Annotated in this window: 12 protein-coding genes and 1 pseudogene; all 13 read left to right on the plus strand. The window is 38.5% G+C overall.

Annotated features, from left to right (window positions below):
- Positions 1-154 precede the first annotated feature (154 nt).
- The 13 genes and pseudogenes from AC979_RS00005 to AC979_RS10415 all read left to right on the plus strand — a co-directional run bounded on the left by AC979_RS00005 (position 155) and on the right by AC979_RS10415 (position 12,595).
- The gene (locus tag AC979_RS00005) at positions 155-988 is read left to right on the plus strand and encodes a ParA family protein (protein ID WP_049372348.1); all 834 of its coding nucleotides are present in this window, start codon (positions 155-157) and stop codon (positions 986-988) included.
- 12 nt (positions 989-1,000) lie between these two features.
- Positions 1,001-2,368, plus strand: coding sequence for a replicative DNA helicase (dnaB, locus tag AC979_RS00010; protein ID WP_049372349.1), 1,368 nt, complete (start codon positions 1,001-1,003; stop codon positions 2,366-2,368).
- Positions 2,369-2,377: 9 nt separating this feature from the next.
- Positions 2,378-4,069 carry a ParB family protein gene (locus tag AC979_RS00015; protein WP_239657821.1) on the plus strand — a complete coding sequence of 564 codons (1,692 nt, stop codon included), beginning with the start codon at positions 2,378-2,380 and terminating at the stop codon, positions 4,067-4,069.
- 17 nt (positions 4,070-4,086) lie between these two features.
- Entirely contained in the window at positions 4,087-4,635 is a 549-nt protein-coding gene (locus tag AC979_RS00020) for a DUF2857 domain-containing protein (protein WP_049372351.1), read from the plus strand.
- 106 nt (positions 4,636-4,741) lie between these two features.
- Positions 4,742-6,064 carry an STY4528 family pathogenicity island replication protein gene (locus tag AC979_RS10460; RefSeq protein ID WP_193387041.1) on the plus strand — a complete coding sequence of 441 codons (1,323 nt, stop codon included), beginning with the start codon at positions 4,742-4,744 and terminating at the stop codon, positions 6,062-6,064.
- Positions 6,065-6,298: 234 nt separating this feature from the next.
- Positions 6,299-7,075: a PFL_4669 family integrating conjugative element protein gene (locus tag AC979_RS00030; protein ID WP_049372352.1), complete on the plus strand. Its 777-nt coding sequence runs from the start codon at positions 6,299-6,301 to the stop codon at positions 7,073-7,075.
- Between the two features lie 10 nt (positions 7,076-7,085).
- Positions 7,086-7,583, plus strand: coding sequence for a DUF3158 family protein (locus tag AC979_RS00035; RefSeq protein WP_049372353.1), 498 nt, complete (start codon positions 7,086-7,088; stop codon positions 7,581-7,583).
- Positions 7,584-7,773: 190 nt separating this feature from the next.
- Positions 7,774-8,169 (plus strand): single-stranded DNA-binding protein, encoded by a 396-nt coding sequence (gene ssb / locus AC979_RS00040; RefSeq protein WP_049372354.1) that lies wholly within the window; start codon positions 7,774-7,776, stop codon positions 8,167-8,169.
- Between the two features lie 42 nt (positions 8,170-8,211).
- A complete protein-coding gene (locus AC979_RS00045; protein WP_049372355.1) occupies positions 8,212-8,688 on the plus strand; it encodes a hypothetical protein in 477 nt (158 codons plus the stop codon).
- A gap of 254 nt (positions 8,689-8,942) precedes the next feature.
- Positions 8,943-9,212, plus strand: coding sequence for a hypothetical protein (locus tag AC979_RS00050; RefSeq protein ID WP_239657822.1), 270 nt, complete (start codon positions 8,943-8,945; stop codon positions 9,210-9,212).
- Positions 9,213-9,222: 10 nt separating this feature from the next.
- Positions 9,223-11,283, plus strand: a pseudogene (locus AC979_RS00055) (DNA topoisomerase III).
- Between the two features lie 911 nt (positions 11,284-12,194).
- The gene (locus tag AC979_RS00060) at positions 12,195-12,416 is read left to right on the plus strand and encodes a hypothetical protein (RefSeq protein WP_049372357.1); all 222 of its coding nucleotides are present in this window, start codon (positions 12,195-12,197) and stop codon (positions 12,414-12,416) included.
- Between the two features lie 20 nt (positions 12,417-12,436).
- The gene (locus AC979_RS10415) at positions 12,437-12,595 is read left to right on the plus strand and encodes a hypothetical protein (RefSeq protein ID WP_161797275.1); all 159 of its coding nucleotides are present in this window, start codon (positions 12,437-12,439) and stop codon (positions 12,593-12,595) included.
- The last annotated feature ends 59 nt before the right edge of the window (positions 12,596-12,654 follow it).

Below are 12,654 nucleotides of genomic sequence, written 5' to 3' on the forward strand. Positions count from 1 at the left end.
TTTAAAATCCCTCGCCTTTCGAGGCGTGCCAGTTCAAGTCTGGCCTCGGGCACCATCTCAAACGGCTAAATTTTAGCCGAAAGCTCATCTAAGAGCTTACTTTTTAGACAGAATTAAAAGATTTAGTTTAATTTTGATAAAAAGTGAGTTCGTCATGACAAGTTCAAATCTAAATTCTTCTAAAACTCCGTTTGTAGTTACCGTTTTATCAACTAAAGGTGGAGTAACTAAAAGCACTAACGCCGCTAACATCTCCGCTTTTTGTGCAGATCATGGTCTTAAAGTCTTAATGATTGACACAGATGTTCAACCATCTTTAAGCTCCTATTACAAAACAGTTAGTAACGCTCCCGGCGGTATTTATGAATTTATTATTAACCGCACCATCGACCCGGCAGTTGTAATATCTCAAACTGATATTCCTAATCTTGATTTGATTAAGTCAAATGATCCTACTGGTAAAATAAGCCTGCTCCTGAAAGATTCGGATGACGGTGTAATCCGCTTTAATCACTTAATCAAGCAAATTAAAGATTACGACCTCATTATGGTTGATACGCGCGGTACGCGCGACATTACCCTTTCAATGTCGGTGCTTGCCAGTGACTTAATTCTCTCCCCTGTCCTACCTGAATTACTATCTACTCGTGAATTTATGCGTGGCACGTTGAGTCTTTATAATGACTTAGCTACTTATACTCACTTCGGTTTTCAATTACCTCCTATTAAAGTTTTAGCAAACCGCGTTGATAACACAAATAATGCAAAAGATGTGATCAATCAGGTTCGTGAATTATTCAATGATGAAGAATTCAAAGCACAATTCCTCGCGCCAATTGAATTTTTACCATTGGTTATTCCGGCTCGTGTTGCATACCGTGAAGCTAATGCATACTGCACACCAATCCATCGCTACGCAGAAAGTGAATATGAAACCATGCAAGGCCTATGCAAATTGCTGTTTCCTCAGTGGGCTCAAAAATTTTAAGAGGGAACAGTTATGGCATCCAAACCTAAGCAAAAAGCGATTTATTCACTAGAAAGTGAGCAAGCCGTTTTAGGCTCACTGCTACTTAAGAATGACTGTTTCGATGAAATTGCAGGCTTACTTCAAGCCGAAGATCTTTATCCTTGGGCTCATCAATGCATCTTTAAGGCTATTGCTACTTTATTAAGTAAAGGGCAACCGGCGGATCTTATTACGGTAGAGCAAGAACTCAAAAAAATAGGATATGCGCAAGACAGTGACGGTACATTTGCTTATATCGCAGAAATTGCGCATACCACACCATCCGTAGCCAATATTAAAGCACATGCCGATGTCGTTATTGCCTATAGTCGTCAGCGCCGATTAAATAGTCTGGGTCAATATCTTGTTGAAAGAACCCAATCTCATTGTTCTGCAACAAACTTTGAACAGATATTGGCTGAGTCAGAGAAAACCTTATTTGACATAGCCATCAATCAAGTACAAGACAATCAACCTGTAGATTTATCTCAAGTGATGGATAAAGTCGTCAATCGCATTGAGTCAGCTTGTGAAACTAAAGATCCGATTGTTGGTACACCAAGCGGTTTTAAAAAACTGGATTTCAAGACCGGAGGATTTCAACCGGGAATGCATATCCTGGCTGCAAGACCCTCTATGGGTAAAACTGCCTGTGCTTTAACTTTAGCTTATAACGCCTTAGAAAAGCGGCCTGCTCCGGTACATATGTACTCCTTAGAAATGCCGGCAGATCAAATCATGCAGCGCATGATTAGCTTAGTTGCTAATTTATCCGCAGATCGCATCAGAAGTCCTTTAAGTATGAGTGAGGAAGACTATGGCAAGCTGGCTATTGCATTAGGGCATATCAAAAAATGGACTAATCGATTCATTCTGGATGATGAAAGCCGCCTAACTCCACATAAACTCAGAACAAAAATCCGCCGGAACATCCGTTTATTCGGCAAGCCATCCATTATTTTGGTTGATTACCTGCAAATTATGACTATGCCGGGTAAACCGAATAGATACGAAGAAGTTACGGCAATATCAGCAGAAATAAAGGCCATCTCGAAAGAAGTTGATGTACCGATCATCGCCTTATCTCAACTATCCCGCAACCCTGAAAATCGTGTTGATAAAAAACCTATATTATCGGATCTCCGGGAGTCAGGAGCAATAGAACAAGATGCCGATTTTATTATGTTTTTGCATCGAGATGACTACTACGCGAAAGCCGACAATGAACTCAATGGGCTATGTGAAATTATTATCGCGAAAAACCGCAACGGACCGTTGGGTCGAGTGTTATGCAAATTCGAGGGTGAATATTCCAGATTCACCGAACTAGACAACACTGAACAATACTCGACCTATTAATGGAGATAAATGATGAATACGCAAAAATCTTTTTTCAAAACGAAAACAGCCGAAGAACGCCAGCAACTGATACGTCAAAATATGATGGCAACCCAAATTGCTAATACATCTCCTGACTATAAAAAATCAATACAGGAAATCCAGCAATCGGCAAATGAACAACAACCACAATTAATCAGCGTGACGTTAATGCAACTACGTCCGTTTGACGGCAACCCACGCAAAACTAAAAATCCCAAATTTGAAGAAATTAAAGAATCTATTCGTATGCGTGGTTTAGACTTTGCACCGAATATTACTAAACGTCCGGGAGACGATTTCTATATTATCGCCGACGGTGGTAATACCCGCTTACAGGCACTAAATGAACTATGGGAAGAAACTCAAGACCCTAAATACTGGTCTATTCGCTGCCTATATAAGCCATGGGATGGCAATGAAAATGAAGGCACCCTATCCTGTCTAATCGGCCACTTAACGGAAAACGACTTACGTGGTGATTTGAGCTTCGTTGAGCGTGCACTGGCGATTGCCGAAATTAAGGCAATGTATGAAAAGAGCGATGAAAAAAAACTATCTCACCGTCAATTATCAGAACGATTAAAAACTGATGGGTACGGCATATCCTACTCATTATTAGCAAAAATGGAATCATGCCTAGTTCATTTATATCCATACATCCCTAATGTGCTTCTTGCCGGCATGGGAAAACCTCAAATTGAGAAGTTATTAGTACTGTACAACAATGCATTATCACTATGGAAAAAGCAACTATTTGATGATTCTGTTTTTTTAGAAATATGGGAAAAAGTGCTTAGTACCTTTGACTCTGAACCACAGTCATTCCATCTTTCATATGTCCAAGATGAGTTAATTGGTGCCATGGTTACAGTTCTAAATAACGGAACAACCTATGAAGATATTCGCTTTGAAGTGGATATTGACGAGCAAAAACGCCGTCGAGAAGAAAAAGCGTTCCAAACCTCATTTCAAAATAATAACGGTGAACCGGTACATAATTCCGTTCCGTCGTTATCTGAGTTGGACAATAACGCAGTTAACAACAAAGAGAAAAAAAACCAACCACAAAAGAACAAAATTTCAGAACCGAAGATAGTGAAAACACCAGTTCAACCGGAAAATTCAAATGATTCGGACATTACTGACAATGATGACGTCCAGAAAAATAATAGTCATCAAAATATCTTTGATCAATTTGGAATGACCCCGGGGATGTCTTTACGAGAACAGCAGCAAAAACGCGCCGAAGATAACGGTCTCACATTTGCCAATACTGGTCACCAACCGGTCACCGACATTTGGCAAATTTTCCCGGCATTTGACAGTTTTAATCGTTTAACAGCCGAAGCCAATGGGCTTGCTTACGATATATTCAAAGCCGTAGGACTCAATCCTAAAACGCTTATTCAATATTTAAATGCTGAAAAAGATATCAGCGATTTTACTTTCACATTGGCACCGTTACCTACCGAAGCAAAAAGTAACCAACTAAGTGAAAGTATTTACGAATTAATGGTCATGCTCGCCTCAGATAAACATACTAATATGTTGAGCTGGACCATTCCTGAGGAGCTATTAGTCGGCAACGAACAAATGAATGCCGCTATAAGCGATATTTTATTAGTCAAAATATTCCGCTTAATCCGTATTGTTCGCCGGATGCGTGAACATTTACGTTAATATAAAAGGAGTTCGTCATGCATACATCAATCAACCAAGCCATCATCGGCTATGTTGTCACTCAGCTGAAAGCAGGTAATCTGCAATGTTGTGAAAAGCTAGGATTTAACGAAGAAGAATTACGCCAAATTAAAAATTTATCAGTTAATGAAGTGGTTTATTTGTGTAATTCTCCTGCCCAATTTTGCAATGTAGAAATAAATCACCATTTATTAGGGCGCATTTTAGATTGCGCCCAAAAAGATAAAAAACTGGAAAAAACACAGGATAGAGCTTTAATGCTCGACGCCTCTATCGAATTAATGCAACACTTTTTTGGTTTAACTTCCGCAGAAGTCAGTGGCCGTCGAAAATTACTTGGACGGACTGAAAAACAAGGTAGAAAAAAACACTGTAGTGAAGAAACAGAAAGTGAAATTTGGTTACGTTGGAAAGAACTAAAAAAGACAGTTTCTCAACTGGATAGCCTGGAAGCCCTAGATACTTACATGCTTATTGCTGAAGAATATGCAGTCAGCCTGACTTCTGTGTGGAAGTTGATTCAAGGTTGGGAAAAACAGAACTAGTATCAAGGATTTCAACGATGATAGGGAAATATACAAATGAAAAAGGAAAATGTCTGACCACATTTTCCTTTCCGTTAACTGCTTATAAGCTAAGCGAGTCATAGCAATGGCGCAAAATATACCACAAATTATCGAAAATGCAACGGCAGAATTATCTCGTCGTCAAGCGGAGAAACAGAACAATAAAGATATACCAAAGCTAGAGCTATCCATACAATCGGAAGGACTACTCTATTTTGGTAATCCGCATGAAAGCATTCCGCTTCGATTACTACAAGATAATTATCTTACCCCCAAGGCTAAATTTGCCTGGCAGGTCATTAAATTTAATGCCAAGGCATATAAGGGCACAGCATTTCCCTCCTATGAGGAATTACAAAAATTACTGTCAGACAGACCCTATAGTCATGAGAAAGCCTCAACTAAAGTGGTTAGTCAAACAATTATGTTATTACGTTTGTGCCGTTGGCTCACATTTTGCAGCACCGCCCGAGATAATCATGGACGCGTGCTTGGCAATATTTACATTATTCATGATGAACCAATCAGTGTGGTAGATGCTATCCACTTTAATGATGATTACCTAAGTTTTCTTGAGGGCGCTTGTCATCATAAAGATAACATCGTTAATCAGGTGGCAAATCAAATAATGCAGTCATTATTAAATGACGATACGCTCGTGCATTATGGTTCACATATCAACCTAATGCGCCAACGTTACGCATCTCGTGATACTCATCTTGAACTGCAAACACAGCAAAAACTCACAGCACCAACAACCAAATTATTGGAAAAGACTCAAGATAATTTACTGACTTCCATTAAGGAAGTCAGTGAAATAGGTGCGGAAGGGAGTAAAAAATCAACGAATTTACAGACTTTCCATACGAAAGTCAGTCAAAACTCGCAGTCTTCCATTACGGAAGTTAGTGCTAAGTCTTTGATTTCTGACTCTCTTCCATTAAGGAAGTCAGCAAATCAGTACAGTACTAGTACTTATATAAATAATAATTTGTACAGTACAGTACTTGAACAAGTAGCAACACAGTTTCCAAATGTATATGCCTTAACAGCATTGGAAAAAAATACGTTACTGAAAATGACAGCAGAATTAAATTTATCAGAAGAACTCTTCAAGAACGTTTTACTTGAAACTGCACTACGTATTCAACAAAGTGAGAATACGGCTAAAGCGATTAAAAATATCATGGGGTATCTTTGTAAAATGCTGCGTAATGCTGCGTCAGGACAATTTAAACCTTACTTAGTAAATCAACCGACTGCATCATATGTAATAACAGGCAAAATACAACCTGTGTTACCAGAGGCCTCGAATGATAAAAACAAATCTGAGACAGAAATAACCTTAACACCTGAAGAAATAGAAAAACGATTAGCATTACTCAATGAAATGCGTAAATTATATTAACAAACGATTATTTTGGAGGATGATTGTTCAAAAAACAAACAGTGTGTACAGTGTACACGATGATTAAAAAATAAACAATCATTCCCAAAGAATGAGTGGTTAAGAAATAGAAATCATCTATGACAATATCAAAAATCACGACAATTTTTTTAGTAAAATTCAGATTTTAGTTTTTCATTTAATTACAAATAGTTATGCATAAAATATTATCCAAATACAAAAGAGGAAAAGATTATGACTGACACTCAAAATCCACTTAATGAACTCGGTGCATTACGCAGTGATATTAATATGACACTACATACTCATTATGCTACAAGAATCTGGGCGGGCCGACCTTGGAGTGCAACCGAAGATAAAACAGATGAAAAGAGTAATAAATTTTACTCGCAAATCATTAGCATGCCGCATTGCCTTTCCATCTTAAATCAGGTCAATACAGATGCGGCAAATGATGACCCTTATGCAGATCAGTTTTTGATTGCCTTGGAAGATAAAATTATCTCTGCTCGTAGAGATATGCAGGCTCTAAACGAACAAATCTATGCGCTTTATGCAAATCAAATTCCTGAAGGGATTGATATCCAGCGTTGCCAAAATATTGCTCCAGTTACTATGCCTATCTATATTAAATATCCATTAGGTTATATCTTGGTTTATTTATTAACAGATTATGATTCTGTTGCTCGAGCAGTACTTACCGCCTCACATATTGCAATTATGACTAAATCCGATGCAAAAGCCTGGATGCAAAAAGCCTCCCATTTGATGAGAAGTGTTTTTGGTATGGCACAACAATATCGTCATAGTGGTGTTACACGTCAAGATTTCAGCGAAAAAAACGCAAGAGCACAAAGTGCGGTTGAACGTTTTGGTGAATTGCCTCAGGAAATTTTAGACGGAAGCAAACGTAGTGGATATGCCCCTGCCATTAAAACTAATAATAGCCAGGAGCAAGTTGAAACAGAAATTGTTTTAGAACAAAACAGCCAAACTTTAGAAGATCATTAAGGATAGTAAAATGTCTTTACTCTCTACCCAGTATGTTCAATTATCTGACGCAGATTTTCAGGCATTTCACCGAACAGCCCCTGTAAATGCGAGTTTGAGAAGTGTTTTCCGGAAAATTAATAGCGCAGAAGATTATCAATTACTGTCTCAATATATTCAACAAACCCGTGATGCTTTAATGTTGATGCAGAAAAAAATTATCGACGCAGCCAACAGCTATCCTTTGACACACTTACCTATTTATTTGAAAAAAGATGTGTCATCTGGTGGGTGTTTTTTACGTTGGCGCAACTGCGGTAATAACCGTCAAGGACAGCCAGCTTGGGAAGAAATTATCCAAGACAAAAATATCCCGATTGAAATTCGTGAGGCAATGTTGGCTATCGAAAAAGACAGAATCTGTGCCAATATGCAAATGGCCGTGCTTAATTCAATTTTGCGCCAGTCAAGAGAATGTGAAGACAAACTGGTTATCGCCGAGAAATTATTTAAAAAAGCATTGGAATAATTGAGAGGAAAACCTTCTTAAGGTTGAGAGGAAAAGCTTATTTTTTTATGTAGAGGAAAATCCTCCCCTAAAAGGCCTTTTAAAGGTAAGGGGGCGCAGCCCCCCTTAACCCCCCGAACGAAGTAAATATATTTTATTTAAACCAGATCTTTGAGATCTACTATATCACCACACTAAATAGGAGTTTTACATGTCAGTTAATAAAGTTACTATTATCGGAAACCTCGGTGCAGATCCTGAAATCCGAGTTATGCCAAACGGAGACCATACGGCAACATTAAGTGTTGCAACAAGTCGCTATTGGAAAGATCAAGCTACTGGAGAAAACAAGGAATTAGTTGAATGGCATCGAATTGTGTTATATCGTCGATTAGCTGAAGTCGCCAGAGATTACTTGAAGAAGGGATCTAAAATCTATATTGAAGGTTATCTACGGACACAAAAATGGACGGACAGCAACGGTATAGATCGTTGGACAACAAATATTATCGGCGAAGAAATGCAATTATTGGATAGCAAACCAAAAATTCAATCTGAGCAACAAGAAACACCAATGGATGACTTCAATGGTGAAATACCGTTCTAGCTGAAAAGTTACTTTTCTAAACGACAAATAACGAGGTTCAAGATGAAAAAATTTTTATTGCCACTATGTATTCTGTTACTGGCAGGGTGTGCCGAATTAACCGCACTAAATAATAAGGTTGGTGAAATGGCAGGCTCAATTAACCAAACATTAGGAACAGGCTCGGTAGTTACTATTGATGATAGTGCTACATCTGCCCGTCAAATTGATACACTGTATGTCCGGGTTAAACGTGAATTCGGTTTCAATACCCGCGAAGAGGAAATCAAAGCACGTGGCGGGCAGGTCTTAGGCTCAGCAGATCGTGGATGGGCTGAACATGGCATGATCACCAGTGGATTTATTCATGAAGCAACACCCGGTGCATACTACCATTTAGCAGATGAATTCAAATATGGCTATCTTGATGTTGTATTAGAAAAAGAAGATAAACATGTATCAGTCTCTTGGTCGGTAAAAACAAAAGACCGTGCAAAAGTAGAAGATATCAAACAACGCATGTTAAAAATTATCAAATAACAAGTATAACATTCTCCTTGTGTTATTTATCCCGGATTATGCCCCATATAATCCGGGATTTTTTATTTCCATTTCTATTAAGAGTTTATACTTTTTTAATTATATGAATTTTTTAAACTGCTCCTATATTTTAATCAATTCAGTTAATAGTTACATAGAAATTATATATGACGTTTGGAATAACTATGAGAATACTTCACCCGATATTTATACTGAAGAATTAAGACAGTATGCGTTACAGAAAAAAGGAGTAAATGATGACAACGTTCATAAAAATCGATAAGGAGAAAAAGATCATCTATCGAGGTAAAGAATATATTGCACCAGATTGGGTGCGTTATGTTGTGACTCAACCTACAGGAGAAGTATATGGTTTTGAAGAAAAACCTTCACTTGCATCACCACCCTCAAATTGGCGCCATTGGAATCCTTATTATCATGGATGGAATTTAGACAATATAAAATTTATACGTCTCAGTGCCTGCAAAGACTGGAGAGATTCATTGGAGTGTATTGAAGACTAAAGGTGAAGTAGTGAAATTATTTTTATGTGAAAAACCATCTCAGGGTAAAGATATTGCTAAGGTATTAGGCGCCAACCAGCGTGGTGATGGTTGTCTTTATACTTCAGATAAACAATTATGCATCACTTGGGCTATTGGACATCTGGTAGAGCAATTTGGACCGGCAGATTACGACCCTGCATTTCAACGATGGTCGTTTGATACCTTACCCATCATCCCGTCTCAATGGCAGGTTGCCCCGAAGAAAGAAACCCAAAAGCAATATAATGTCGTTATGAAACTGATTAAGGCCGCTAACACAGTGATAATTGCTACCGATATTGATAGAGAGGGTGAAACTATTGCTCGTGAACTATTGGATTTAGCCAAATTTAGAGGGGCAATTCAGCGTTTGTGGTTATCTGCATTGGATGAGGTGAGTATTCGTAAAGCTTTAGGTACATTAAAATCTAATCAGGAAACCTTACCGCTCTATTATGCAGGATTGGCACGTAGTCGGGCGGACTGGTTAATTGGGATGAATTTTTCACGGCTTTTTACTTTACTGATACAAGAAAAAGGTTATCAGGGTAAAGCATTATCAGTTGGACGGGTGCAAAGCCCTACATTGGCTCTTGTGGTCAATCGTGAGCGAGAGATAGCAAACTTTGTACCAAAATCACATTTTACCTTAGCCGTACAATTAAGTGTAAGTGACGGGCAATTTATGGCTCAATATGTGATACCAGAACAATATTGTGATGAAGATGGCTTGTGTTTGGATAGTCGAGTTGTGCAAACGGCCAATCAGAAAATCAGACAATCCGGAATGGCTCAGGTCGTCAATATCGAAACTAAGCGGGAAAAACAAAATCCACCGTTATTGTTCGCACTGAGCGATTTACAGGCAGAATGCAACCGTCTTTATGGAATGGGGGCACAGAAAGTATTAGATATTGCGCAATCGCTGTACGAAACCCATAAAGCAACAACTTATCCTCGTACTGATTGCGGGTATTTGCCCGAATCACAACTATCAGAAGTACCTTCGGTCATCAAAACCTTGATCACTACAGATAAGAATCTGCAAAAAATTCTACCGCACTTGAACTTATCACAGCAATCCCGCGCATGGAACGATAAGAAAATTACCGCGCACCACGGGATTATACCAACACAAGGTCGAGTTGATATTAGTAAAATGTCGGAAGATGAATTTAAACTTTATGATTTAATCCGTCGGCGTTATTTGGCGCAGTTTCTGCCACTATGTGAGATAGATAAAACCGTGATACAGCTGGAAAGTAGCGGGCAAACGTTGATTGCCAAAGGTAATGTAACAATTGCTCTCGGTTGGAAAATTTTATTCGGCAAGACAGCTGAAGAAGATGAAAGTAGTGACGATAATACCAAACAAAAATTACCGATGTTGAAGACCAATCAATCATGTCGGGTTGTTGATACGGAGGTCAAATCCTTACAAACGTCCCCTCCGGCGCGTTATTCCGAAGGAACTTTGTTGATAGCAATGAAAAATGCAGCCCGTTTTGTAACCGATCCAAGATTAAAACAACAGCTGCGCGAAACAGAGGGGTTAGGAACGGAAGCTACCCGTGCAGGATTGATACAGAGCCTATTTGATAAAGGGTTTGTAAAAAATAAAGGTAAGCAAATTATACCAACGGTAGAAGGGACGATGCTGATTGATAATTTGCCGGAGGTATTAAAAGACCCAGGTTTAACCGCCCTTTGGGAACAAGCGTTGAACCAAATTGCTGAAGGTGCAATGTCACTTGAAACTTTTATGCAAAAACAAGAAGTTTTCATCCACCATTTAATACATCAATCACGATAATCCAGTGTTCGCTTAGATAATATTGAAATTAAAAAATGCCCGAAGTGCGGTAGTGCTATGGCTAAACGCAATGGCAAAAACGGACACTTTTGGGGATGTACTAAATATCCCGATTGTGACGGGCTTGAAAATATCGGTGAAAAATCCTCTAAAACTTCGAAGAAAAAGACCGCAGGTGCTACACAAAAGCAACTTAGAAAAATTAAGGTAATGCGAGAAGATTTGAGGTTTATCTAAAATAGCAAATATTAGCCGCCTTGAAAAAAACGACAAATCAGGTTACGATACGAGCTTAAACACCGTTTGTCGTTTGTCGGCATCAAGCGACTCCCGAGTAACTGTGGAACCGACGAACTCCCGCAGAACTCACTCCCATATGGCCGTTATCAGGGTCTGATTGACTTGAACCTTCAGTACTCGACGCAATCTGAAATACGGACTCCTTTTAGGTGATTGCTAACTACTCTTCGGTATGTTTGTTTGCATATCATACTGTTCTCAGGCGACCGTCTAGTCCAAATAGCATATTTGTGTTATCCGGACTAGGCAGTCGCCATCCCTAACCCCACCTGTGCTCGTAGGTAAAACACTGAGCTCCGTTTGTGCTGGAATGTGCCACTGTTTGTTTCGGTTAAAGACCCTAATAAAACCGAGAGCGGGATGAATTACATAGCATACGGTAACGAAGCGTAGTCCTGTGTAAAACAGAACTCTTTGGGTCAAATTACTCCATTTATTCAAGAAATTTATTCAAAATATTTGGTTTTGTTTATTTTCAAAATGTTAAAAACCGTCAGAAGTCACTACTTCTGGCGGTTTTTAATTTTTATATAGATAACATTTTAATTTTATTGAAAATTAAAATGTATTTTTTGTTAATCTGCAAAAAATAAAAAAAACTCGTTTTTTTTATTTTTATTCTTTCTAATATACCTAATTAGTCCGTTGTCGTTGACAACACTAAGCCCAGGAAGACCGCACTTTAAAGTCTTCGATTCATCATTGAGATGAATTAGTGCATAGCCCGAATGTCAGCTGCATCTTGAAATCTGACGCTCTTTGAGTAGATGTTAACCTTACTTCCTTAACCCTGCAGGGAATCATTTTTCCTGTGGGTAAAGTGTTTCTCTGCATATTGGAGAAACACCATGGAATTCCAATTCACTCAAGTACTAAACGCAGTCACTGGAAAAATTACTTATTTTTTCTCTAATGATGGTCGTTTTCCTGTTAATGAAGAGGCTTGCTCAGCGCAAACATTGCAAGCTGAATTAGCTTCTCGCCAAATTAATCATGTAGCGTTAGGTTTATTTGCATTGGGCGACGGTCAATACGGAGTCTATGCTGAAACCAAAACTGCAATGAATTAATCATTAATAGGAGAAATATTATGAACGTTTTCAGCACATTTCATCGTAAATTCACAAGTACTTTCAACAGAATGGCCAATTCTGATGTATTTTTGAATGAAATTATGCCTTATATTCTTACATTATTTGTCGCGGGTATTTTTATTAAAATTGCCATGCTTATACTCAAGTTAATGTAAGTTATTTACCCCTCTTAACCCTCGCGGGGAACATTTGACCCGCATTGGGTAGGAATGTT

Source organism: Parahaemophilus parainfluenzae, from assembly GCF_001053575.1.
Taxonomy (GTDB): Bacteria; Pseudomonadota; Gammaproteobacteria; order Enterobacterales; family Pasteurellaceae; genus Haemophilus_D; species Haemophilus_D parainfluenzae_S.